We start from the raw sequence: 23,885 nt of genomic DNA, 5'->3' as shown, positions 1-23,885 counted from the left end.
CAGCAACGGGGTATGGGCATGGGTGTGAAAGAAAACGTCCAGAAACCGCTGGATCAACTGTCGGCCGAACTGGCCACGGAGATGGAGGCGGTCAACGCCCTGATCCGGCAACGCATGAGCAGCCATCACGCGCCGCGCATCCCCGAGGTGACGGCGCATCTGATCGAGGCGGGCGGCAAGCGGCTGCGCCCGATGCTGACGCTGGCGACGGCCAAGCTGGCCGGCTATGACGGCCCCTTCCACATCCATCTGGCCGCGACCGTCGAGTTCATCCACACCGCCACGCTGCTGCATGACGATGTGGTGGACGAAAGCAGCCAGCGGCGCGGGCGACCGACGGCGAACCTGCTGTGGGACAACAAGTCCTCGGTTCTGGTCGGCGACTACCTGTTCGCGCGCAGCTTCCAGCTGATGGTCGAGCCGGGCAATCTGCGGACGCTCGAGATCCTCGCCAATGCCAGCGCGACCATCGCCGAGGGCGAGGTGCTGCAACTGACCGCCGCGCAGGACCTGCGCACCGACGAGGCGCTGTATCTGCAGGTGATCCGCGGCAAGACCGCGGCGCTGTTCTCGGCCGCGACCGAGGTCGGCGGGGTGATCGCCGGCGCCCCGGCGGCGCAGGTGCAGGCCATGTTCGACTATGGCGACGCCCTGGGGATCGCCTTCCAGATCGTCGACGACCTGCTGGATTACGGCGGCGCGACGCAGACCATCGGCAAGAATGTCGGTGACGATTTCCGCGAACGGAAACTGACCCTGCCGGTCATCAAGGCCGTCGCCAGGGCGGATGCCGAGGAACGCGCCTTCTGGAGCCGGACCATCGAGAAGGGCGACCAGCGCGAGGGTGATCTGGAGCAGGCCCTGCAATTACTGGCCCGTCACGGTACGATGCAGGCGGCGCGACAGGACGCGCTGGAATGGGCGGGTCGTGCCAAGGCGGCGTTGCAGGCGCTGCCGGATCATCCGATTCGCGCCATGCTGTCCGATCTGGCCGATTTCGTGGTCAGCCGGGTCGCCTGATCCGGCCAACGCCGGTCGCACCCGCGCTGCAGCCCGCGCCGAACGGAAAGGGCGAGCCGCTTGCGCAGCCCGCCCCCTCTCCGGGAAGAGACCCGTTGTGCCGGCTATTTCGCCTGCACGAAGTCCGGATAGGCTTCCATCCCCATTTCCGAGATGTCGAGCCCGTTGATCTCGGCTTCGCGATCCACCCGGATGCCGACCGTCATCTTCAGCACCGTCCAGAGGATCATGCTGAGAACGAAGGTGAAGGCGCCGATCGCAAGGATGCCGGTGGCCTGGGTGACGAAGCTGGTATCGGGATTGGTCGCCGGGACGATCATCGTGCCCCAGACCCCGGCGACAAGGTGCACCGGGATGGCGCCGACAACGTCGTCGATCTTCAGGCGGTCCAGCATCGGCACCACGAATACCGCCAGCCCGCCGCCCACAGCACCGATCAGCACCGCCGCAAGGATCGAGGGCATCAGCGGCTCGGCGGTGATCGACACGAGGCCCGCCAGCGCACCGTTCAGCACCATGGTCAGGTCGATCTTGCCGTAAAGCAGCTGCGTGGCGATGACCGCGGCAACCGCACCGGCCGAGGCGGCCATGTTGGTGTTCACGAAGATCCGGCTGACATCGGCGGCATCATTGACCGAACCGATGGCCAGCTGCGAGGCGCCGTTGAAACCGAACCAGCCCAGCCACAGGATGAACGTGCCCAGCGTGGCCAGCGCCAGGTTCGAGCCCGGCATCGGCTGCATCCGCCCGTCGGCTCGGTATTTGCCATAGCGCGCACCCAGCACGATGGCACCGGCCAGCGCCGCGAAACCGCCCGTGGCATGAACCAGCGTCGAGCCGGCGAAATCCGAGAAGCCCATCTCGGACAGGAAGCCGCCGCCCCACTGCCAGCTGGCCTCGATCGGATAGATGAGCCCGGTCAGCACGACGGTGAAGATCATGAAGGGCCACAGCTTGACGCGCTCGGCCAGCGTGCCCGAGACTATCGAGGCGGTGGTGGCGCAGAACATCAGCTGGAAGAAGAAGTCCGAACCGGCGGAATAGCCCGCGCTGACTTCGCCCGCGCCAGCCGGATCCAGCGTCTTGGGGCTGAAGATCTGGCCGATCACGCCCGGCACCGTCCAGCCGTCGCCCGGATACATCAGGTTATAGCCGACCAGCCAGTACATGATCCCGGCGATGGCGAAGAGGACGATGTTCTTGAACAGCTGCGTGGTCGCGTTCTTGGACCGCACCAGCCCGGCTTCCAGCATGGCAAAGCCGGCCGCCATCCACATGACCAGAAAGCCGCCGATCAGGAACAGCAGCGTGTTGAAGATATAGGCGACCTCCGCGCTGACGGCCTCGGCCACCGCGGGGGTCTCGACGGGCGCCGCGGCATCCTGTGCCACCGCTGGCAGCGCACACAGCAGCAGCGCCGCGACCAATCCTGGAAGTCTCTGTTTCATGGTTCCTCGCTGTCTTCTAGCTTCGGCGACCGCGAGCCGGGCCGCATCTGATGCCTTGATCCCCGGTTCACACCAATTCGCACAAGCTGGGGGCGGAATGCCGCGGTGCAGAATCAGCTTTTGCCTGATAATCGGGCAGTTATTGCCGGATTTGCCCGAGTTTCCGGCAGGTTTGGCCTGCGATCCGACCCATTCTCTGGCACCTGCGCCCAAGGCTTGGGCAGTTTTCGGACGACTCCGACACGGCTGCTGCCGCGATCATGCGCGGATATTGCTGCGGTGCATCACGGATTGGTCAGGTCAATTCCCACGACGCGATTCTTCCTGTATGCTGGCGCGAAATTTGGCCCGGACAACCGGCCCGGCAGAAACGCAGGCATCCAAGGCATGAAACGACCCACCGGCACCCCGAAGCGCACGGGCCGCAGCCCCGTTGCCGAAAAGCGCAGCATTTCCAAACCCTCTGCGACGGGCAAAAGCGGCGTCAAGCGGCACAAGTCGCGCCCGCCCCGGCGCGGCAACGCGGTTCTGCGCGCGATTTCCGGCACGATCGGCCTGATCTGGCGCGTCGTCTGGGGCTCGATCTGGCGGCTGGCGATGGTGATGGCGCTGATCATCGGCGGCGCCTCGCTCTATTATTACAGCGGCCTGCCCGAGCCCGAGGATCTGTTCGACGCCCGCGCCCGCGGATCGGTGACCATGCTGGACCGCGAGGGCCGCGTCTTCGCCTGGCGTGGCGAGACCTTCGGCACCGTGACCAGCGACCGGATCGCGCCCGTCTTGCGTGAGGCGGTGATCGCGACCGAGGATCGCCGCTTCTACGGCCATCTGGGCGTCAGCCCGCGCGGCATCGCCGGCGCGATCAGGATCAACCTTGCCGAAGGGCGCGGGCCGCTGGAGGGCAATGGCGGCTCGACCATTACCCAGCAGGTGGCAAAGCTGCTGTGCCTTGGCGACAGTTTCGATCCGATCCGCTGGAAGAACGAGGCCGAGTTCGAGGCCGACTGCCGCACCAGCAGCCTGTGGCGGAAGGTCAAGGAGGTGCCCTTCGCCTTCGCGCTGGAGGCAAAGTATTCCAAGGATGACATCCTCAATATCTATATGAACCGGTCCTATCTGGGCGCCGGCGCGCGCGGTTTCGAGGCCGCCAGCCAGCGGTATTTCAACAAGCCCGCGACCGATGTGACCCCGGCCGAGGCCGCGATGCTGGCCGGCCTGCTGAAGGCGCCCAGCTATTTCGCGCCGACCGCCGATCTGCAGCGCAGCCAGGACCGCGCCGGCGTCATCCTCGGGCTGATGCGCGATCAGGGCTATCTGACCGAACAGGAACTCGCCAGCGCCAAGGCAAACCCGGCGGTTCTGTCCAAGGCCGCGGCCGAGCGCGCCGGCGGCTATTTCGCCGACTGGGTGATGGAATCGGGCCCCGGCTTCCTGACCAGCGAGACCACCGAGGACGTTACCATCAAGACCACCTTCGATCAGGGCATCCAGCGCGCGGCCGAGCGCGCCCTGCAGCGGGTCTTTGCCGAAAAGGTCAATGACGGCAGCAAGGCCGAGGCAGCCGTCGTCGTGATGTCTGCCGATGGTGCCGTCCGCGCGATGGTCGGCGGCCGCGACACCACCGTCAACGGCGCCTTCAACCGCGCCACCCAGGCCAAGCGGCAGACCGGTTCCAGCTTCAAGCCCTTTGTTTATGCGGCCGCGCTGGATGCCGGATATTCGCCCTCGGATCTGGTTCAGGACGGCCCGCTGACCATCCGGATCCCCGGCAGCAAGCCCTGGTCACCACAGAACTACACCCGCAAGTTCTATGGCCAGGTGCCGCTCACCAGCGCGCTGAAGAACTCGCTGAACACCGCGACGATCCGCCTGCAAGAGGCGGTGGGGCGCGATGCGGTGCGCCGCGTGGCCTATGACTTCGGGATCGTGAGCAACCTGACCACCAGTCCCTCGCTGGGGCTTGGGGCCTCCGAGGCGACGCTGCTGGAACTGACCGGCGCCTATGCGGGGATCCGCAATGGCGGCACCTCGGTCGCGCCCTACGGCCTGGTCGAGCTGAGCATCAAGGGCGACGACCAGCCGCTGATGGGCCAGCTGGGCGGCATGGGCCAGCGCGTCATCAGCCAGCGCGCCGCCGGACAGCTGATCTACATGATGCAGCAGGTCATCGATTCGGGCACCGGCACCCGCGCCCGGCTGGGATCGCGCCCCGCCGCCGGCAAGACCGGCACCACCAGCAGCTATCGTGACGCCTGGTTCGTCGGCTTCACCGAGCAATATGTGACCGGGGTCTGGATGGGCTATGACGACAACACCCCGCTGAAAGGCGTGACCGGGGGCGGGCTTCCGGCCGAGATCTGGCAGGCGGTGATGTCCGAAATTCACGACGGACTGCCGGAACTGCCGCTTTCGACGGTCTCGCCCGATGGCAGCGGCATCATCGTCTCGGAAGGCACCAGCACGCCCAAAGTGGTCACCTCGGGTTCAGCGGACGACCCGCTGGCCGCCGCCCTGGCCGGCGTGATGAACAGCGTCGATGGCGAACGCCGCGCCCCTCAGGGCGGCGGGCGCGTCATCACCGCACCGACCGAGGTTCAGGGAGGGGCGCCGCGAACGCCCGGCAGCAGCAATTCGGTCAGTTCGGACGACGCGCTGAGCCAGGTGCTGAACGGCATTCTGGGCGGAAACTGAGACCAACGGCCTTCGCCTGTGACTCGCACTGGGTTCCCTTCCGTCAGATAATCTGAATCACTGCTGTTGCAGGATGGAAGGTTGGATGGCGGTTGAAATCACACGGCAGGATGTTCCGGCAGGCAAGCTTCGTTTGGCAGCGGTGCCGGCGCAGGAAGCGAATGCGGCGCGCCGGACACTGGCAATCGTATTGGTTCTGGAAGGCGCTGGATCGCAGGACATCGGCAGAAACCTGCGGGACGGACCGTCAGACCCTGCACGACCGGGGTGAAGGGCGCCCGGTAGCTGCCACGCTGCCGGAAGGAGACCCGCCGCATGCTGACCAGCCGGCAGGACTGACCTTGCCCGTGATCCGAGACTGGGAGCCAATATACTCTCAGGACAGAGGATCAATCATGAGCGAGGGACCAGGTCGTCGCTCTACCGTCGCATTTATCGTCAGGGGCGTGAGACGCATGGGGATGCATACGGACGCATGGATACCACGCAAATTGACTTTACTCGATTTTCTCGTGCAGAAATCGGCTATAGAATAGTTGTGGTGCCCGGAGGCGGATTCGAACCACCGACACGCGGATTTTCAATCCGGCACGAAATCCAAGAAAATCAACGGGCTTCTGTTTCAAAAGCGGCCCCGACAAATCGTGAACTTAACGAGAATGTTTCAAACGCCTATCTGACAGGCGCAAATGAAAACCCCGACGCGCTGGCGGGCGCAATCGGGGCTGATCTGCATTCGTGGTTCGAATGGATCGACACTAGCACACGCCGCGAGGCGGCGGCAAGGGGGCTGTTGGAGGCCGTGCTGGCCTGCGACCGCCGTGACCGCGTTCCGCTGATGGAGCGGTTCATCGAGGCGCTGCGCCCCGGCCAGCCCGTCCCGGCCTTCGATAGCGTCATGGCCGAGGCATCGCACTGGGCCGACTGGGCCAGCGCGGCGGAACTGAAAGCCTATGCGCTGGCCTGCTACACGCGCCTGTCGGCATCGGATCAACACGCCTTCCTGGGCTACGTGCAAGGGAGGGCTGCGGCATGACCGTCTTTCAGCAAATGGGCGATCTGGACGCCCAGCACCGGGCAGACATGGGCTTTGACAGCCGCAGCCGACTGACAGGCCGAACTGCGGACCTGTCGGCAGCCATCATGCCGCTGGCACGGATCAAGGCCGATCTGCGGTCGCGGTATCTGGTCAAGGGCTGGCTGGATCGCGGCGCGTTCAGCGTGGTCTACGGTCAGTCAAATGTCGGCAAGACGTTCTTCGCGATGGACCTGGCGCTGCACATAGCTGCGGGCGAGGACTGGCACGGCAGCCGCGTCCCGACCGATGACAAATTCGCCGGGCCGGTGCTGTATGTCGCGGCAGAGGGCGGGCGAGGCATCCGCAGCCGCATCGAGGCCATGAGGCGGCACAACCCCGACCTGATGGGCCGGATCGAGGCCGGGGGCCATCTGTCGATCCTGTCGGCACCGCTGGACCTCTGCACCGCCGAGGACGCCAAATATCTGGTCGAGGCGATCCGCGAAGGATTCAAGGCAATGCCCGCCCTGATCGTCATCGACACGCTGGCCCGCGTCATGGGCAGTGGCGACGAGAACAGCGCCAAGGACATGGGCCAGCTGGTCCGGTCAGTGGATGACATACGGGCAGCGACCGGGGCGCATGTCATGGTCGTGCATCACAGCGGCAAAGACGAAAGCAAGGGCGCGCGAGGCTCTGGCAGCCTTCGCGCGGCTGCGGATACAGAAATCGAACTGACCCGCAATGATGGCATCGTGCAGGCCGAGGCGCGCAAGCAACGCGATCTGCCCTGTGACAGCGTATTCGCCTATAGCCTGAAATTGGTCCATATCGGCTTCGATGAAGATGGCGATCAGGTGGCATCCGCTGTGGTGGTTCCCGCCGAGCCGGTGGCGAAAAAGGTCAGGCTGACGGGCACCGACAAGATCGCATTGCAGGCTCTGGATGATTGTGTCCGCGATCATGGCCAGAAGATGAGCAGTGACAATTACCCCCGCAACCGGCGCTGTATATCTCTGGAAAAATGGCGCGAGTATTGCGACCGGCACAGCCTTTCGAGCGGCGAAAGCGATAGCGCCAAGCGGGTGGCCTTCCACAAGGTCAAGAACCGACTGCAAGAGAAAGAGGTTGTCAGGATCATTGATGGTTGGCTGTGGAAAGTCGCCCCAGATGATGCACCGTTACCGGCGTTACCGACCGTTACCAAAGAAACCGTTAACGCTTCTGAATCCGGTCAATCCAGCGTTACCGGCGTTACCTCCCCCCTAAAGGGGGGTAACGCGGTAACGGAGACCCCGCCGGTTAACGAGGTAACGACTTCGGACCGTGACCGTTACCAAGAATCTGACCCGGTAACGGTAACGCCTTCACCGCAACGAGAACCCCAGCGCTTCACTGATGAGGCGATCAGCACCGGCGCACAGTCGGCGGCTGATGACTTCGAGGCGATGAACGATCCCAACAACAGCGAGGCATGGCAATGAGATACGAACGCACTCCACGCGCTTCGGCGGCTGTCGATATGGACGCGCTGGTTGTCCACATGCGCACCGGCTTCACGGCTGCGGATACCGAACCCACCATACTGGCCGAGTGCCAGCGGCTGGCAGATGCGGCAGCGATGGAGATCGAGGCTTATTGCGAGATCAGCCTGACCACGCAGACGATCACGGCACACACGTTTGCAGAGGCGGGCGAGTTGATCAGCCTGCCCGTTGGCCCGCTTGCACCAGGCAGCACCGTCACTGTCAACGGCACAGCCTTCACCGGCACAGTGGAAGGCGGCAGGTATCCCCGGCTCACGCTGCCCGAGGACATGAGCGGCGCACTGACGATCAGCTATGAAGCGGGATACGGCACAGACCCGGCAGACGTGCCCGACGATCTGAAGCTGGCCGTCATGGATCAGGCTTCGGGGATCTTCGACTACCGGGGCGACGATACCAAGCGTCCGCACCTGACACCGGCAGCGTCACGGATCGCAGCCCGCTATCGGAGGGTCGCGGTATGACTGGTCCCAATGCCCGGAAACCTGCAATGGCGTGTGACCCGCGCCTGAGTGTTCTTTTCTCTCTTCCGAAAAAATTCCGGGGGCAGATATGAGCCGTCCAACGAAACATGCCGCTGCGGCGCTGAAATTCCTTGCCGGGCTGACGATCCCCGAGGGCAAACTTGCTGGCAAGCCGCTGAAACTGGCGCGGTATCAGAAGCAATTCGTTCGCGGCGCTCTGGCACCGGGCAACATGATCGGCGTTCTGTCGATCGGTCGCGGCAACGCAAAAACCGCGCTTTCGGCGGGCTTGTCTCTCGGGCATCTGGTCGGGGCATGGGACGATCAGCCCAAGCGGGAAATCATATTCGCGGCCCGAAATCGGGATCAGGCGAAAACGGCTTTCGGGTTTCTGGTCGGCTTCATCGAATCCTTGCCCGAGGAAGAACAGGAACTGTTCACGATCCGGCGCGGCAGCAAACTTGAGGTCGAATATCCCGACAATGGCGGCGGCTTGGCCCGCGTCATTGCGGCAGATGGCAAGTCGATCTTGGGCGGCGCACCGACACTGGCGATCATGGATGAGCGGGCCGCATGGGAACGCGACAAGGGCGACAATCTGGAAAACGCGATCTTGTCGGGCCTTGGCAAGCGCGATGGTCGCGCCCTGATCATCAGCACGTCCGCACCGGATGATGCGAATACCTTTTCCCGCTGGCTTGATGAACCGCCCCCCGGCACTTTCGTGCAAGAACACCGGCCCGCATTTGGCCTGCCTGCGGACGATCTGGATTCGCTGCTGGAAGCCAATCCCGGCGCTAAGGAAGGCATCGGTTCCAGCCCGGAATGGCTGGTCGCACAAGCGCGGCGGGCGATTGCGCGGGGCGGATCGGCGCTGTCCAGCTTCCGCAACCTGAACAGAAACGAGCGTGTCAGCACCGAGGACAAGTCGGTCCTGATCACCGTGGATGAATGGCTGACTGCCGAGGTCAACCCGGATGAACTGCCTGCACGGGAAGGGCCGTGCATCCTTGGCGTTGATCTTGGTGGATCTCGGTCAATGTCGGCAGCGGCGTTCTACTGGCCCCAGACAAGCAGACTTGAAGCGATAGGCACCTTTCCCGGCAAACCCGGCCTTTCGGATCGTGGCGCGGCTGATGGCGTGTCAGGCCGCTATGTCGAGATGCAGGAACGCGGCGAATTGTCGGTCATGGGCGAAAACACCGTTCCGCCGGGGCCGTGGCTGGCCGAGATCGTTCGGATGCTGGACGGGATCACCCCGGCCTGTATCTGCGGAGACAGGTTCCGCCATGCCGAGTTTACCGAGGCGATGGACAAGGCGGGGCTGGGCAAGGTGCCGTTCATCTGGCGGGGCTTTGGCTGGAAAGACGGCTCCGAAGATATTGAGCGGTTCAGGCGGGCACTGTTCGATGGCGAGATCAGCGTTATCCCGTCCCTGCTGCTGCGCAGCGCGTTCAGTGACGCCATTGTCATTCATGATCCGAACGGCAACGCCAAGCTGGCGAAAGGCCGCTCTCTGGGCCGCATAGACGCTGTGGCGGCAACCGTCCTGGCTGTGGCGCAAGGTGCCCGGATGCTGGCTGCACCCGCGAAGAAAGCGAGAATCGCATGGGCCTGAAACGCGAATATCGGAAACATTCCCGGCGCGTGACGTCAACCAAACGCTGGCAGGTTCTGCGGCAGATCATTCTGGAACGCGACAACTGGACCTGTGCTTGCGGCTGCGGTGAACGGCGGCGGTTGGAAATTGACCACATCAAACCCGTGCGGACGCATCCCGAACTGGCGTTCGATCCGGCCAATTTGCAGGCGCTGGCACCGTCCTGTCACGCGCAGAAAACCCGAATCGAAGTCGGCTGGTCGCCGGTCTTTGACACCCCCGAGAAACGCGCTTGGGGGCAAGCCGTCGCTGATTTAGCGGCAAAATCCAATCGAGCAACACATGAGGTTAATCATGCTTGATTCTGTAAGACTGCAACGGCGACAGTCCGAAATTCGCCAAACACTTTCGGCGCTGGTCGGCAAGCCCGATCTGTCCGACGATGAAACCCGCAGCATGGAATCGCTGGATGCAGAATATCGCGCCAATGAAACCCGTTACCGGGCTGCGCTGATTGCCGAAGATACCGAGCGGCGCGAGGCGGGCGAAGAACTGGAAACCCGTTCCGACAAGGAATGGGCCGAGATGATGGCCTCTTTCGAGACTCGGCAGGTTGTGCTGGCGCTTGATGAAGGTCGCAGCCTCTCGGGCCAGACGGCCGAGATTGTGCAGGAGATGCGCGAGGCAGGCGGATACCGCGGCATTCCGGTTCCGCTGGAAGCCTTGGAGCAACGGAATACGGTTTCGACCGATACCCCGTCGCCCGTGCGCACCCTGAGCATTTTCGACCGGCTGTTTCCGACTTCCGTTGCGTCCCGGATCGGCGTTAATTCGGTGCAGATCGCGCAGGGATCGCAGGAATACCCTGTTGCGACCGCTGGCGCGACTGCTGGATGGGCTGCGACCGAGGGCGGCGACGTTCCGGCGGCAACCGCGTTCCAGACTGCCGAGGCTACGCTTTCCCCCGATCACACGCTCGGGGCGCATATGCGTATCTCTCGCAAGGCCATGAAGCAAACCGGCGCGGGGCTTGAGCAGGCTATTCGCCGGGATATGGCGGCGGCTATCGGCGCTGAACTGGATCGGGCGATCCTGATCGGCTCGGGCGCTTCGGGCGAACCCACCGGCATCGTCACCGGGGCGAGCAATACCGAGGCGATTACCGGGGCGGCGACGTGGGCGACCTTCAAGGCTGAAATTCTGGCCTTCATGGCTGCCAATGCCATTGCCGATCCTTCGCAGGTCAAGCTGGCGATCAATCCGCAAGATTGGTCCGATCTTGACGATGCGATCTGGGACGCGGGCAGCGGAATTACCGAATGGGACCGCCTAGTGAAGCATGTCGGCGCTGGCAACGTGGTCAAGGCCACGCAACTGGACGCTGGCACGGCTCTGCTGACCGTCACCGCTGGCGGGCTTTCCCCGGCCTATCTGGGCCTTTGGGGCGGCGTGGATATGATCCGCGACCCGTATTCGGACGCCACGAGCGGCGGCTTGCGGCTTACCGGCCTGCTGACCACTGATCTGGTCATGCCGCGTCAGGCACAGGTCCGCGTGATCACCGGCATCGGTTCCGCGTAATGTTGTGGGGCGGCTCAATCGGTAGCCTGGAAATCAGGACGGCAGGCGGGGAAACCCGTCTGTCGGCCCGGTTCCCCTACGGCCAAGAAACCGAATTGGCTAACGGGCGGTATGAGGTTATCGCCGCCCGCGCTTTCGCAGACCGGATTGAAACCGGCGAAGATATTCACCTGCTGGCGGGCCATGACTACAATCGCCCGCTGGCATCCAGATCGGCGGGCAACCTGACCCTGACCGAAACCGACGACGCCTTGCAGATCGACGCCACACTGGACGGCGGGACTTCATGGGCGCGGGACTTTCTGGCGGCTCATGGCTCTGGCCTGATTCGGGGGCTGTCACCGGGCTTTCGCGTCCGGCCTGATGGCGAACGGATTGAGCGGCGGGGCAACGGGATGCTGCGGACTGTCACAAAGGCCGATCTGTTCGAGATCAGCGCAGTGACCCGGCCCGCCTATCCCTCGGCGCAGATCGAGGCTCGGGCATGGGGCATGAAAGAGGCAGTCGCCCGCCCGCTTCACCCCCTCAACCGTTGGAGGCTGTGACATGGGCCTGATGGATCTATTCAACCGGCTGAAATCCCGGCCCGTCGAAACCCGCGCAGTTTCCCCCGGTTTCACGGCGCAGATCGTGGCGGCTCGGGAAAGCTGGATCAGCGGGCAATCCGGGATCGCGGAACTGACGGCGGCTGCACAAGCCTCTGTGAGCCTCTGGGAGGCCGGTCTAAGCCTTTCTGACGTGTCGGGCACCGATCTGCTATCCCGGCACTCTCTGGCGCTCACAGCGCGTTCTCTGGCGCTGCGGGGCGAATCTGTTTGGCTGATCCGGGATCGCTTGATTCCGGCGGTTGACTGGGACTTGTCCACGCGGAACGGCGAACCCCGTGCTTACCGCATGAGTATCCCCGAGGCGGGCGGCGGGCGATCTGAAACGGCGCTGGCAGGCGAGGTGCTTCATTTCAGGATCGGCAGCGATTCAGCGGCACCTTGGACCGGCACGGCACCGTTGATGCGGGCCAAGCTGTCGGCAAACCTGTTGAACGCGGTCGAGACGGCGCTGACCGATGTATTCCGGGATGCGCCTATCGGTTCCCAGATCGTCCATGTCCCGGATTCGGCGGCTGACGATATGGATAGCTTGCGGAAGGGCTTTCGCGGGCGGCGTGGTCAGGCTCTTGTGATCGAGGGCGTGGCGCAGGCAACCGCTGCTGGTATGCACCCCAATCTGGGCAAGGCACCTGATCAGCTTACCCCGGACCTGCAACGCACCCTGGCGGATACGCTGCTGACGGACGCCAAGGGCGCGATCTACAGCGCGTTTGGTATCCTTCCCGGCCTGCACAACCCGGCAACCACCGGGCCGCTTGTGAGGGAAGCGCAACGCCATTTAGCGCAGCTTGTCCTGCAACCGATCTGCAACTTGATGGCCGAGGAAGCCACCGCCAAGATCGGCAGCAAGGTCACGCTGGATTGTGTCAGGCCGATGCAGGCTTTCGATCATGGCGGCAAAGCACGGGCCTTCGCGGGGATGTTGCAAGCGATGGCACAGGCGAAAGAGGCGGGGCTGGATGATGCCACCGTCACCGACGCTTTGTCGTTTATTGATTGGGCCGAGGAATGAAAATCGCGGCTGACGATCTGACACGCATAGCCGGGTTTTATGAGCCTTTCGAGGATGTCGATCCTGACGGGCAGGTAATTCAAGATTGGCTGCTGCGATTCACGATACCGGCGCACGTCCATTACCTGCGGGGCAGCGGGATGTTGCACCGGCCCCGCTTCATTCGCCCGCGCGCGCGTGGAGGAACCGAAGGTAAGCGCCTCCCGACGTCGGGAGGCGTCCGCTTCATTCGCCCGTCTTTCCCGGCAAGAAATCGCGAACTAGGGATACAAGCTGTAAAAGCGCACGAGGGAAGGCTTGCGGCACCTGACCGGCCACGAGGCGGAGGCAATGGCGTTCGTGCTGAAAGCCGTTCTGGACGAGGGCCTTGAACTGGAACCGGCGCTTGAACTCTGGAAGGCCGAATGCACCAAGCGCCGGGAAGCCGCATGATGCGGATCGCCCGGCTGGATCGAGGTCTGGCCGGGCACTATTTGAGCGATACACAAAATGATTGCGGCACCTCTTATTGCGTGATAGACAATAAGGCATGAAATCTGGATCGTTCATATCGCTTATCTCGCGCGTCTATCGCGTTGACGAAAAGACCGTCACACTGGTGGCCCGCAGCCTCAAGGAGGCGGGCCTTCTGACGACAGGTGCAAGAGGCGTCAACGCGCCCAACATGATACCATTGGACGCGGCGCGAATGACTATTGCGCTGCTTTCGACTGACAGTCCGGCAAAGATGGTTGAGGCTGTCGAACGATACCGCGACATGAAGCTGCGCACCGTTGAAGGAGATGGCAATCTTCCGGCATATCTCTTTGGAGATGGTCCGACCCTTGAGCAAGTTCTGGTTAGGATGTTTGGCGCTGAGCTGGATGATGAATCCCACTTCGGCGAATTTCCGTATTTCGAGATCCAAGAAAACCAGAAAAATGCTGTGTTCAAGATGAAGAACACCACGGTCAAATTCCGAACGCCAGAACCTACCGCTGAGTTGCTGGATAAGGACCGTGCCGAGCATAGCGGAATCATGCGCGTGCGCGGCCTTGCGCCCGTGGCCCTGCTGACCGTTGCCGCCGAGATGTGGGCAAGTCGCTTCTATGGCGCTGACGATCAAGGTTATCCCTTGGCTCTCACGCATCCCTGGAACGATGAATTGCGCGGTGAAAAACGTCAGCGCCGCTTTGCCGAAATCAAGGCGTATGTTCGCGCTCGCGATACTAACTGGATGAAAGGGGCCTGACGATGGCCCCCCGCCCTACCACCCAAGCAAAAAGCACCGTTGCCGCGCTTCTGCGCGACGCACGGGCGGCTGGCTGGATGCGGACAAGGTTCGAGATCAAGCCTGACGGCAGCATCACACTTGATGCAAGCATGACCGACCCCGAGGGCGGCGACGACTTCACAAGCGGCGATCTGAGGATGGGCAAATGACGAAAAGCGAACTGCCCAAGTATGTCTATCAGGATCGCAACTATGTCCGGTTCATCCGCCGGGCGCGCGGTCAGTCGGTCATGATGAAGGAGGAGCCGGGCACGCCCGAGTTCTGGGACCATTATAACCTGCTGCTGAAAGGCCGTGAGCCTGTCCCGGTGAAGCGCAATTTCGAGGCGCTGATCCTCAGCTACTATGAGAGCGAGGGTTTCAAGAAGTTGAAGCCGCGCACCAAGCGCGACTATCAGAAGTATATCAGCCACATTCGCACGATCTGGGGCACCAAAGACCCGACCAAGATCGAGACGCACCACATCTACGAACTGCACCGCGCCAACGCCGAACACTGGCGGCAGGCGAACTATTTGGTTCAGGTGATGGTCGTGCTAATGAACCACGCCCGCCTGATCGGCTTCCTCAAGAAGGAACACGGCAACCCTGCCAAGGGTATTCCCCTGTTCAAGCAGGAAGGCGACGGCTGGGTGCCCTGGCCTGATGACGTGCGGACCGAGTTTGAATGCCTCGCCCCGCCCCGCGCCCGTCTGGTCTATGAGTTGTGCATCGGCACCGGCCAGCGGATCGGTGACATTGTGAAAATGCGCTGGAACCATATCAAGGACGGCGCATGGGACTTCACCCAAGGCAAGACGGACAAGCCCCTGTGGATCCCGTTCACCGACCGCCTGAATGCCTATCTCGCGACGGTCGAGAAAAAGGGCCTGACCGTCATCACCGACGATAAGGGCCGCCCTGTTCGATACGAGGTTGTCGCCAAGGATATGCGCAAGGTGAAAGCCGGGATGCAGCACCCGGACGCCATGACCTACGTCACCCACGGGCTGCGCAAGAACGCCACCATTGAGCTTTATCAGGCTGGCAATGACGACGAGCTAGTGAAGGCCGTTACCGGCCATTCTGGCGCTGAGATGCTGAAAAAATACGGAGGACAGATAAGGCAGAAAGAGTTGGCGACAAGGGCGCAGGAAGCCCGAAATCGCTGGGAACAGAACAAGCCCAGAACGTAAATGTTTCAACGGCTGTTTCAAAAATCGAGCAATGAGGTCATCGACATGACGCAAGTCTTTGAAAAGATGGTGCCCGGAGGCGGATTCGAACCACCGACACGCGGATTTTCAATCCGCTGCTCTACCAACTGAGCTATCCGGGCGCCCTGAGCGTCTGTCCGACACCGGGTGTGCGGCGCTGTTTACGGGTGACGGGGCACCATGTCCAGACCCAAAAGCACGAATGTTTCAGTCGCGCTCGTCGGGATCTGGCGCGACCTCGTCCTGGGAGGTTCCCGGAATGACGTAATCGCCGCGCAGCCAATGGGCGAGATCGATATCGGCGCAACGTTTCGAGCAGAACGGACGGTAGGCCGCGGCAGAGGGCTTTCCGCAGAGGGGGCAGGCTGCCATCAGCCGCCTCGCCCCGCGGCAAGCCGCGCCAGCGGCACACGATCACGCTTGCGGCTGATCTCGTAGAGCCCCATCGCGGTCCAGCCGATCAGCGTGGTTTCGGTTCCGTCGCCCCTGAAGGCGGTGCGCAGCACCTGGTCCAGCGTCGCGCGATCGCGCTTGGGCACGGGCGCGAAATCGACGATGATCTGCCCGCCCAGCCCGCGCAGACGCAACTGCCGCGGGAGGTCGCGCGCCAGCGCGATATTCGCCTTGAGGCTGGCCGCGGGGCTGGTGTCGCGGCCGGTATTCACGTCGATGGCGACCAGCGCACGGGTCGGCTCGATGAAGGCCCCGGCCCCGGCGGGCAGGTCGATGCGTGGCGACAGCAGGGTGTCCACGGCCTCCAGCACGGCATTGCGGGCAAAGCTGCCCTCGCCCCGTTCCACGGCGTCCGGCTCGGGGTCGGCCCAGTCGAACCAGGCGCGCTCCCACGCGTCCGACGCATCCAGCAGCAATTCAGGGGCGCCGCTGGTCTCGCCGGTGATCCGGTCGGCCAGATCGATCAGCGGAACAAGTTCCCCGGTGATCTCGTCCGCCTCAGCATGGGCGGCGGCGCTGCGCAGGATCAGGCCGTGCCCGCGGCCGGCCAGAACATCCTCGCCCAGAGCGCCCAGCCGGGCGCGGGTCTCACTCTCACGGATACGGCGCGACAGGTTGACGCCGGGCATGCCGGGCGTGACCAGCCCGAAGCGGCCACGAAACAGCAGCCGCGACGTTACCGGAACCGCCTTGCCCTCTTCGGCGACGCCGGCAACCTGAACCAGCAGCGACTGCCCCTCGCGGAAACCGGTTCGGTCGCGCAGATAGCCGCGCTGACCTTCGGGCAGACGCAGGAAGACCCCGCCCTGTCCCTTCACCAGCCGCTCGACGACCCCGCGGCAGATGGCGCCCGGGGCAAGCGGCGTCAGATCATCCGCATCGATGACGAGGTCGATCAGCCTGCCGTCTTCCATCAGCGCCGCGGCAGCCGCGCCGAACAGGTGATCCAGAACGATCTGACGTCCCTTCATGTCGCCCCCTCGCTTGCGCGCCCTTTCAGGCCGATGGCGGCCAGCATGGCCGCGGTTTCCGCCAGCGGCAGACCAACCACCGCCGAAAAGGATCCCTGGATCCATGGGATATAGGCGGCGGCGGCGCCCTGGATCGCATAGCCGCCCGCCTTGCCCCGCCAGTCGCCGATATCGAGATAGGCTTCCAGATCGGCGGCCGACAGCGGCCGCATGCGGACCTGCGTCTCGACCAGCCGCTGCCTGATGCGCCCGTCGTGGCGCAATGCGATGGCGGTCAGGACGCGGTGGCGCCGGCCCGACATCAGCCGCATGAACTGCGCCGCCTCGTCGCGATCGGCAGGCTTGCCAAGGATCCGCCGACCAACCGCGACCGTGGTGTCGGCGGTCAGCAGGGCCTCATCGCCGGCCAGGGGCAGGGCCTCGGCCTTCTCGACGGCCATGCGGCACACATAGTCGCGCGGCGCCTCAGACCTGCGCGGCGCCTCGTCGATATCGGCCGAGCGAACGGCATCGGGCAGGACGCCGATCTGGGCCAACAGTTCCAGCCGGCGCGGACTGGCCGAACCCAGAACAAGCCTTGGCGGTCTGCGATCGGTCATCACCGGCGCGTCCGGCGGCAGACTATTTGAAGCGATAGTTGATACGTCCCTTGGTCAGGTCGTAGGTGTTCATCTCGACCTGCACCTTGTCGCCGGCCAGAACCCGGATGCGATTCTTCCGCATCTTGCCTGCCATATGCGCGATGATCTCATGGCCGTTCTCGAGTTCGACCCGGAATGTCGCATTCGGCAGGAGTTCCTTCACGACGCCGGGGAATTCGAGCATTTCTTCCTTGGCCATGGTTACTCCGCGATGATCGCCCCGCAAGATTCGGGACGGTCGTTAGATGCGTCCACAAGGCGCGGAATTCAAGGGAAAAGAGCGCCCTCAGGCGCCGCCGGCCGCTTTTGCCGCACCTTGCGTGGCCGTGGCGACGGAACCGGGCGCCACGGATCCCCTGTCGGCGTCATTCTGCCGGAAGGCATCGGGTTCAGACAGATCCTCGATCGGCGGCTCGGGCGCGGCGCCCGGCGCGGTGGTCCCGGCCGGACGCGCCGCCCCGGCATCAACCGCCTCCGACGCCGCGGGGGCCGGGGTCAGGACCGCGAGGGGGTCACGCAGGCGCAGGGCGTGGCATCCCTCGGCCTCGCCGAACCTGCCGATGGCCAGAAGTTGCCCCGAGGGTGTTTCCAGCCGCGCCTCGGTCAGGCTTGCCCGGGGCATATGCAGAAGCCTGCCTGCCGCCAGCCCGCGCAACTCACCCAGAGTCATACGCCGGCGAAACAGCACACCAACCAGATCCACCGGCGCCAGCTGGACGGAGGACGCAAGTGACGCGCTGGCGGGCCGCCGCGACGGCGCCGCCACCGGGGGGGCTGCGCCGGCCACGACGGGTCCAGCGGACCGGCCTTCCGTGGGGGTGGCCCGGGTGGGGCTGTCGTCCCTGCCGGCCGGCGCCCTCTCCTGTGCTGCCGGCTGGGGCAGCGCAAGAAAGATCCGGCTGTCCCGCGTTTCGGTGCCACCCAGCCGCAAATCGAAGGCAAGGCTGCGATAGGGTTTGTCCTCCAGCATCAGGGCCAAGGGGCGCGGATCATCCAGATAGGTTGCGTAGCGATAGCCCTTGATGCCGTCGAACCCGTCGATCCCGGCCATTTCCGAGGCCAGTTCGGCCATCAGCGCATTGACGAAATCGGCACATATCATCGCGTCGCTGCGGGTCGGGCGGCGCCGTTCCACCGGCCGCGCGGTCACGCGGCCAAGCGCCTGGATCTCGATCAGGGCGGTCACCGTTTCCGGGCAAAGCGCGATCGTGCCAACCAGATCGCCGGGCCCCTGAAGCACCACCAGAAGCGCGGGCGAGGGCAGCAATTCGGGCAGTTCCGCCAGGGTCAGCGCGCCGGGGGTCACCGCGACCGGCTGCACCGCAAGATGATAGAGCCGGTCGGCCGCCCGTCCGATGGCCGTTGCCGCGGCGCGCGCCGGTGTCGGAGGCACGGGCTGTGGCAGGTGTGGCGCCTTCTCGGCCCCCGCCGCCGATTGATCGCGCGCCGTCAGCAGGCGCCGCAGAACACCACTGCCGGGGCCTTCGTCCCGGTCCGCCAAGCCTGTATCCTGCATCGCCATCATCAACCCGATTCGCCATGTCCCAAGGGGCAATCTGGCAAGGACAGGTTGAGAAAGCGTTTACGAATGCGTCTGCGCGGCGCCTGCGGGGGGCCGCCGCGGCAGTTCGATACGGAAGGCCGCCCCGCCCTGACCGGGCAGATAGGTGATATCGCCGCCCAGAACGGCCATGATCTCGCGGCAGATGGCAAGGCCCAGCCCGGCCCCGCCCGCCCGCGCCGGATCGTTCAGCCGGGCGAATTTCTCGAAGATCAGCGATTGCCGGGATGCGTCGATCCCCGAGCCGTTGTCGATGATGTCGATCTGTGCGCCGCCCTGTTCGGACCGGCGCGCCCGGATGCGCAGCACCGGCCGGTCGGAATCGCAGTATTTGCGCGAATTGCTGATGACATTGATCAGCACCTGCAACAGCCGGTCGGCATCGGTGATGACGGGAAGATGTTCGGAGGGCATGTCGCGCTCGACCGTGAAACTGCGCTCGGGGCGGGTGGCCGAGGCCGCCGACAGCGCCCGGCCGATCAGGTCGTGCAGATTGGCCGCCGTCACGGTCAGTTGCGCGCGGCCGCTTTCCAGCACCGACAGGTCCAGCAGGTCGTCCAGCAGCCGCGTCAGCCGCCCGGCCTCGTCATGGATGATCTTGGCAAAGCGGGCCCGTTCCTCGTCCGACAGATCGGGCGTCATCAGGATCTCGGAAAAGGCCCGGACCGAGGTCATCGGCGTGCGCAGCTCGTGGCTGATCTGGCCCAGAAAGGCGTCCTTCTGCACCGACAGGGCGGTCAGCTTGTCATTGGCCTCGCGCAACTGGGTGGCGGTGCGGGCCAGTTCGGTGGTGGCGCTTTCCAGCCGCTGCGCCTCTTCCTTGGCGCGCTGTGCCTCGTCGGCAACCTGCAGCAGGTCCGAGACGGTCAGCGCCACGCCCCCCGCCACCCGGTCGATCATCGCATGCGCCGTCGCCGCCCCGATCGAGCCGGCCAGCCGCCGCTCCAGCCGGGTCAGGAAATTCGGCGTCAGATCGGGCAGATAGCCGGATTTCCCCTGCTGCGCGGCCTCGGCCTGAAAAAAGCGCAGCGCCGGATCGGCACCCCAGACCCGACGCGCCATGGCCAGCAGGGGCTCGGCCCGATCCTCGCCGCGGGTCATGCGGCTGTGGCGGATCGGCTCGACCGCGCTGACGAAGGACAGGCCCTGCAGCCGCTCGACCGGGTCGGGAAAGCCGAAGATCGACACCCCGATGAAGACCAGCGTGTTCAGCGACAGCGACAGAAAGATGCTGAAGGCCAGCGGATCGACCCTCTCGGGCAGGGGCGGCAGCGCGCCGATCCCGATCGAGGGCAGGAAGATCAGCGCCAGCCACAGCGCAAAGCCGGTCCCGAACCCGGCATAGGCGCCGCGCCGGTTGGCACCGCGCCACAGCAGCCCGCCCAGCATCGTCGGCAGCACCTGTGCCATGCCGGTGAAGGCCACCAGCCCCATCGAGGCCAGCGCCGCGCCGCCGCCCGAGGCCTCGTGATAGACCCAGCCCGCGCCGACCACGGCGATGATCGCCAGACGCCGGGCGTTCAGCACCAGCCCGCGCAGATCCTCGGTTTCCTCGCCGGCCGGGCGGCGGCGCAGCGCCAGCCAGCCGGGCACGATCCAGTGGTTCGAGATCATCGTGGCCAGGGCGATGGCGCAGACCACGACCATCGAGGTCGCAGCCGAAAAACCGCCCAGAAACACCAGAAAGGCCAGCAGGTTCTGCCCGGCCGCCGCAGGCAGGGTCAGCACGAACAGGTCGGGATTGGCATCGGCGGGCAGCAACTCGCGCCCCATCACCGTGATCGGCAGCACGAACAGCGACATGGCAAACAGATAGGCCGGAAAGGCCCAGCCGGCGACGTGCAGCCGTTCCTCGTCCGCGGCCTCGACCACCATCACCTGAAACATCCTGGGCAGCGTCACCAGCGCCGCGGCCGAGACCAGGATCAGCGCCGTCCAGCGGTCCGGTCGCAGCAGCCAGCCTTCGGCCAGTTCGGGGTCGCGGCCGGCGCGGGCGATGCGGTCCAGCATGTCGGCGGGGCCCTCGGCCAGCCCCCAGACGACGAAGACGCCAAGCGCCAGAAAGGCCAGCAGCTTGACCACGGCCTCAAGCGCGATCGCCGTGACCACCCCGTGGTGACGTTCGTCGGCGGCAAGGTTGCGGGTGCCGAACAGGATGGTGAACAGCGCCAGCCCCGCCGCCACCCAAAGCCCGATTCCGCCGAAGGCGCCACCCGGCGCGGCCCCCTGCGGGGTCTCGGTCGCAAAGACCTCGAAGGACAGGCGCACCGATTTCAGCTGCAGGGCGATATAGGGCGTCGCCGCGATCACCGCGATCAGGGTGATCAGCGCCGCCAGCGGGTTCGACTTGCCGAACCGGGCCGAGATCAGGTCGGCGATCGAGGTCACATGATGCATCCGCGCGACCCGCACCAGCCGCCGCAGGCCCCACCAGGCGCCGGTGCAGACGATGGTCGGCCCCAGATAGATGGTGGCGAATTCCAGCCCCGAGCGGGTGGCATAGCCGACCGCGCCGTAAAAGGTCCAGGCCGAGCAATAGACCGACAGCGACAGCGTATAGACCAGCGGATGATCCAGCCAGCGGACCCGGCCCCGTTCCGCCGCGCGGTCGGCCGCGAAGGCCACCGCGAACATCAGCGCGACATAGGCCAGACAGCCCGCGACCAGGGTCTCAAAAGGCACCGTGACTGTCCCTGGCTGCGGTGTCGCCCGTTTCGGCGGCCTGCGCGGCGGCGCGCTCGCGCGCGGCCTCGACCACGGCGGCCTCGGCGCGCAGGGTGACGGCCTCGGCCCGCAGCAGCGCGCGGTGCAGGGCCCAGACCGCAAGGATCAGCGCCGCCCATAATCCGAAGAACCAGGCCGCCCCGGCGGCAAAGCTGATCAGGCGTGGCATCCACCAGACCGGCAGCAGGACCAGCAGGGCCGACACCACCGGCAGCACCCGTGCCGCATCGCCCAGCCGGCGGCGGCGGAAGGAGGCCCGTTCCAGAAACAGCGGACGATCAGGCATCGGTCACGCCCCCCCCCGCTCCATGGCCCTGCGGCTCATGCCAGCATCCGGCGCACCTGGGCGCGCAGATCGTCATTGGCAAAGGGCTTGCCCAGCACCGCATCGGCCTGGGCGGCCAGTTCCGGGGTCTGCCCGCGCGCCGTCAGCATCAGCACCGGCGTCGCGGCCAGCGCCGCGTCGGGATCGCTGCGCAGATCGGCCAGGATCTCGGCGCCCGAGCGATGCGGCAGCATCAGATCGAGGATGACCAGCCGCGGCCGGGCCTGCCGGATCGCCTCGATCCCGCCCAGACCATCGGCATGCAGTTGCAGCTGCCAGCCGTCGCGGCCAAGGATGAACCGCACCGCCTCGGCGATGTTCGGCTCATCCTCGATCATCAGGATGTCCAGCACCATCGGCCCCGAGCCGCCCCTCCGTTTCAGACTGAACGGATCATGTGACGGAAGCGGCGCGGCTGTCAAAGCCCGATTCCCCGGGAAGGATCCGACCTAAGTGCTATGACCCGCGCAGAATCGACGGCTCGCGCCGCGCGGCGCAGACCGTGCGCGGACAGATCCGGCAGGACGGACCGATGGGAATTGCCGGCAATGCGGGTGATGCGGCGGCGGTTTCGGCCGGCAGGATCAGCATCTGCGCCTGGGTCAGCACCGGGCCGCCAGTCCCGCCGGGTTGGCGCCGGGTGGCATAGCTGAGCGTGGCAAAACGTCGCCCCTCGGGCGTGATGACCAGATGCGACATCGCCGTCTGCGGCGCCGCCAGCGCCTGATACAGCGGCCAGAGCGGGCAGGCATCGCCGGGGCGCGGCAACGGAAAGCCCGGCGCCGGCCGCCGCAGCGTCAGCGCGCCCGAGCCGTCGCAGACCAGAAGCCCGGCCCGCTCGAACCCCGCCCGGCCCAGCTGCGCCAGCCGCCGCATCACCAGATCCAGCGGCTGGCGCAGCTCGGCCGCGATCCGCAGCGGGTCGCGCTCATCCCCCGCCACCGCGGCCAGTTCCTCGTCGGGCAGGGTCGCGCGTTCCTCCGCGATCCGCTCAAGATGCACCCGGGCCAGCAGCCGGGCCGCATCCGAGGCCAGATCCCCCGATCCCTCGACCGGCGGCGTGCCCGCCGCCATCCAGGCCTCGACCTCCTCCTGCGGGGTGAAGATCGCGCCGTCGGTCTCGAAGCTGTCCAGATACTTCACCAGCGCCTGGGCCATGTTGGACAGGCGCAGGCTGTCCTCGTTCAGGTTGGCATGAAAGCGCTGCCGCCAGTCCTCGGGAATCTCCGAGCCTTCGGCAAGAATCGAGGCCGTCGAGCGCAGCGAGGTCACCGCCGACAGCACCTCGTGAAGCGTCGTCAGCAGATAGGGGTCCTGCGTCATCCGGTCCGACAGCGCGACCAGTTGCCGCTCCAGCGCCTCGGACCGGCGCGCGCTTGCCACCAGAACCGCCGCCCAGCCGGGAAAGCGGGCCAGGAATTCGGGCGCCTGCTCCAGTTCCGGGGAAAGTCCGCGCGCGGCATCGGGCAGTCGGGCGGCGGCCTCGCGCAGGGCGGCGATGCGCGCCTCCTCGCGGCCCTCGGCCAGTTCGTCCGAGGGCACCTCCAGCACCTCGGCCAGACGCTGCACCAGATCCTCGCCCACCGGGCGGCGGTTATGCTCGATCAGGTTCAGATAGGCGGGCGAGATGCCCGCCGCCCGCGCCACATCCGCCTGCCGCCGCGACAGCGACAGGCGACGTTCCCGGATCCGGGTGCCGGTCAGGACATGGGTGGGGCCGCGGCTGCTCATGACTTGGGATGAAACCCCGCCC

The 23,885-nt window shown here is 65.3% G+C and carries 25 protein-coding genes and 1 tRNA gene; 15 read left to right on the top strand and 11 right to left on the bottom strand.

What is annotated here, in order from left to right; translation table 11 throughout:
* Positions 1–18 precede the first annotated feature (18 nt).
* Complete coding sequence (locus tag KNW02_RS02395) at positions 19–1,020, top strand: polyprenyl synthetase family protein (protein ID WP_216031656.1); 1,002 nt, start codon at positions 19–21, stop codon at positions 1,018–1,020.
* Between the two features lie 104 nt (positions 1,021–1,124).
* Here the strand turns inward: KNW02_RS02395 and KNW02_RS02390 are convergent, their stop codons facing one another.
* The gene (locus tag KNW02_RS02390; protein WP_216031655.1) at positions 1,125–2,468 is read right to left on the bottom strand and encodes an ammonium transporter; all 1,344 of its coding nucleotides are present in this window, start codon (positions 2,466–2,468) and stop codon (positions 1,125–1,127) included.
* A gap of 387 nt (positions 2,469–2,855) precedes the next feature.
* Here KNW02_RS02390 and KNW02_RS02385 point away from each other — a divergent pair, with 387 nt between their 5' ends.
* The 14 genes from KNW02_RS02385 (at position 2,856) to KNW02_RS02325 (ending at position 15,436) form a co-directional block, all read left to right on the top strand.
* Complete coding sequence (locus KNW02_RS02385; RefSeq protein WP_216031654.1) at positions 2,856–5,159, top strand: transglycosylase domain-containing protein; 2,304 nt, start codon at positions 2,856–2,858, stop codon at positions 5,157–5,159.
* An 85-nt stretch (positions 5,160–5,244) separates the two neighbouring features.
* Positions 5,245–5,430 carry a hypothetical protein gene (locus KNW02_RS02380; RefSeq protein WP_216031653.1) on the top strand — a complete coding sequence of 62 codons (186 nt, stop codon included), beginning with the start codon at positions 5,245–5,247 and terminating at the stop codon, positions 5,428–5,430.
* A 204-nt stretch (positions 5,431–5,634) separates the two neighbouring features.
* Positions 5,635–6,195, top strand: a complete 561-nt coding sequence (locus KNW02_RS02375) for a hypothetical protein (protein WP_216031652.1) — start codon at positions 5,635–5,637, stop codon at positions 6,193–6,195.
* Positions 6,192–7,661: a helicase RepA family protein gene (locus KNW02_RS02370; protein WP_216031651.1), complete on the top strand. Its 1,470-nt coding sequence runs from the start codon at positions 6,192–6,194 to the stop codon at positions 7,659–7,661. Before KNW02_RS02375 ends, KNW02_RS02370 begins: the two co-directional genes overlap by 4 nt.
* A 38-nt stretch (positions 7,662–7,699) precedes the next feature.
* The gene (locus KNW02_RS02365; RefSeq protein ID WP_216031650.1) at positions 7,700–8,188 is read left to right on the top strand and encodes a head-tail connector protein; all 489 of its coding nucleotides are present in this window, start codon (positions 7,700–7,702) and stop codon (positions 8,186–8,188) included.
* An 88-nt stretch (positions 8,189–8,276) separates the two neighbouring features.
* Positions 8,277–9,806 (top strand): terminase large subunit domain-containing protein, encoded by a 1,530-nt coding sequence (locus tag KNW02_RS02360; RefSeq protein WP_216031649.1) that lies wholly within the window; start codon positions 8,277–8,279, stop codon positions 9,804–9,806.
* A complete protein-coding gene (locus KNW02_RS02355; RefSeq protein WP_216031648.1) occupies positions 9,797–10,150 on the top strand; it encodes an HNH endonuclease in 354 nt (117 codons plus the stop codon). The genes KNW02_RS02360 and KNW02_RS02355 overlap by 10 nt, the downstream gene beginning before the upstream one ends.
* Positions 10,143–11,369, top strand: a complete 1,227-nt coding sequence (locus KNW02_RS02350; RefSeq protein WP_216031647.1) for a phage major capsid protein — start codon at positions 10,143–10,145, stop codon at positions 11,367–11,369. Before KNW02_RS02355 ends, KNW02_RS02350 begins: the two co-directional genes overlap by 8 nt.
* Positions 11,369–11,914, top strand: coding sequence for an HK97 family phage prohead protease (locus KNW02_RS02345; RefSeq protein ID WP_216031646.1), 546 nt, complete (start codon positions 11,369–11,371; stop codon positions 11,912–11,914). Before KNW02_RS02350 ends, KNW02_RS02345 begins: the two co-directional genes overlap by 1 nt.
* 1 nt (position 11,915) lies before the next feature.
* Entirely contained in the window at positions 11,916–12,989 is a 1,074-nt protein-coding gene (locus KNW02_RS02340; RefSeq protein WP_216031645.1) for a phage portal protein, read from the top strand.
* A gap of 297 nt (positions 12,990–13,286) precedes the next feature.
* Entirely contained in the window at positions 13,287–13,421 is a 135-nt protein-coding gene (locus tag KNW02_RS21095) for a hypothetical protein (protein WP_256447677.1), read from the top strand.
* 97 nt (positions 13,422–13,518) lie between these two features.
* A complete protein-coding gene (locus tag KNW02_RS02335; protein ID WP_216031644.1) occupies positions 13,519–14,220 on the top strand; it encodes a hypothetical protein in 702 nt (233 codons plus the stop codon).
* A 2-nt stretch (positions 14,221–14,222) separates the two neighbouring features.
* The gene (locus KNW02_RS02330; RefSeq protein WP_216031643.1) at positions 14,223–14,411 is read left to right on the top strand and encodes a hypothetical protein; all 189 of its coding nucleotides are present in this window, start codon (positions 14,223–14,225) and stop codon (positions 14,409–14,411) included.
* Entirely contained in the window at positions 14,408–15,436 is a 1,029-nt protein-coding gene (locus tag KNW02_RS02325) for a site-specific integrase (RefSeq protein WP_216031642.1), read from the top strand. The genes KNW02_RS02330 and KNW02_RS02325 overlap by 4 nt, the downstream gene beginning before the upstream one ends.
* Before the next feature lie 67 nt (positions 15,437–15,503).
* Here KNW02_RS02325 and KNW02_RS02320 read toward each other — a convergent pair.
* The 10 genes from KNW02_RS02320 to KNW02_RS02275 all read right to left on the bottom strand — a co-directional run bounded on the left by KNW02_RS02320 (position 15,504) and on the right by KNW02_RS02275 (position 23,863).
* Positions 15,504–15,579: transfer RNA gene (locus KNW02_RS02320), tRNA-Phe, on the bottom strand.
* Positions 15,580–15,664: 85 nt separating this feature from the next.
* A complete protein-coding gene (locus KNW02_RS02315) occupies positions 15,665–15,829 on the bottom strand; it encodes a DNA gyrase inhibitor YacG (protein WP_216031641.1) in 165 nt (54 codons plus the stop codon).
* Complete coding sequence (locus tag KNW02_RS02310; RefSeq protein ID WP_216031640.1) at positions 15,829–16,881, bottom strand: ribonuclease E/G; 1,053 nt, start codon at positions 16,879–16,881, stop codon at positions 15,829–15,831. The genes KNW02_RS02315 and KNW02_RS02310 overlap by 1 nt, the downstream gene beginning before the upstream one ends.
* Positions 16,878–17,480 carry a Maf family protein gene (locus tag KNW02_RS02305; protein WP_216031639.1) on the bottom strand — a complete coding sequence of 201 codons (603 nt, stop codon included), beginning with the start codon at positions 17,478–17,480 and terminating at the stop codon, positions 16,878–16,880. The genes KNW02_RS02310 and KNW02_RS02305 overlap by 4 nt, the downstream gene beginning before the upstream one ends.
* A 22-nt stretch (positions 17,481–17,502) precedes the next feature.
* A complete protein-coding gene (gene infA / locus KNW02_RS02300; RefSeq protein ID WP_010397442.1) occupies positions 17,503–17,721 on the bottom strand; it encodes a translation initiation factor IF-1 in 219 nt (72 codons plus the stop codon).
* A gap of 87 nt (positions 17,722–17,808) precedes the next feature.
* On the bottom strand, positions 17,809–19,023 hold the full coding sequence (locus KNW02_RS02295; protein WP_216031638.1) for a flagellar motor switch protein FliM: 1,215 nt from the start codon (positions 19,021–19,023) through the stop codon (positions 17,809–17,811).
* 81 nt (positions 19,024–19,104) lie between these two features.
* Complete coding sequence (locus tag KNW02_RS02290) at positions 19,105–21,765, bottom strand: ATP-binding protein (RefSeq protein ID WP_216031637.1); 2,661 nt, start codon at positions 21,763–21,765, stop codon at positions 19,105–19,107.
* A complete protein-coding gene (locus tag KNW02_RS02285) occupies positions 21,755–22,093 on the bottom strand; it encodes a hypothetical protein (protein ID WP_252733354.1) in 339 nt (112 codons plus the stop codon). The genes KNW02_RS02290 and KNW02_RS02285 overlap by 11 nt, the downstream gene beginning before the upstream one ends.
* Before the next feature lie 35 nt (positions 22,094–22,128).
* Positions 22,129–22,488 carry a response regulator transcription factor gene (locus KNW02_RS02280; protein WP_216031636.1) on the bottom strand — a complete coding sequence of 120 codons (360 nt, stop codon included), beginning with the start codon at positions 22,486–22,488 and terminating at the stop codon, positions 22,129–22,131.
* 100 nt (positions 22,489–22,588) lie between these two features.
* Positions 22,589–23,863: an XRE family transcriptional regulator gene (locus tag KNW02_RS02275; protein WP_216031635.1), complete on the bottom strand. Its 1,275-nt coding sequence runs from the start codon at positions 23,861–23,863 to the stop codon at positions 22,589–22,591.
* Between the last annotated feature and the right edge of the window lie 22 nt (positions 23,864–23,885).

The organism is Paracoccus marinaquae (genome assembly GCF_018860165.1).
Lineage (GTDB): Bacteria > Pseudomonadota > Alphaproteobacteria > Rhodobacterales > Rhodobacteraceae > Paracoccus > Paracoccus marinaquae.
Note: the sequence above shows the minus strand (reverse complement) of the source record. Positions and strands in the feature narration are given on the sequence as shown.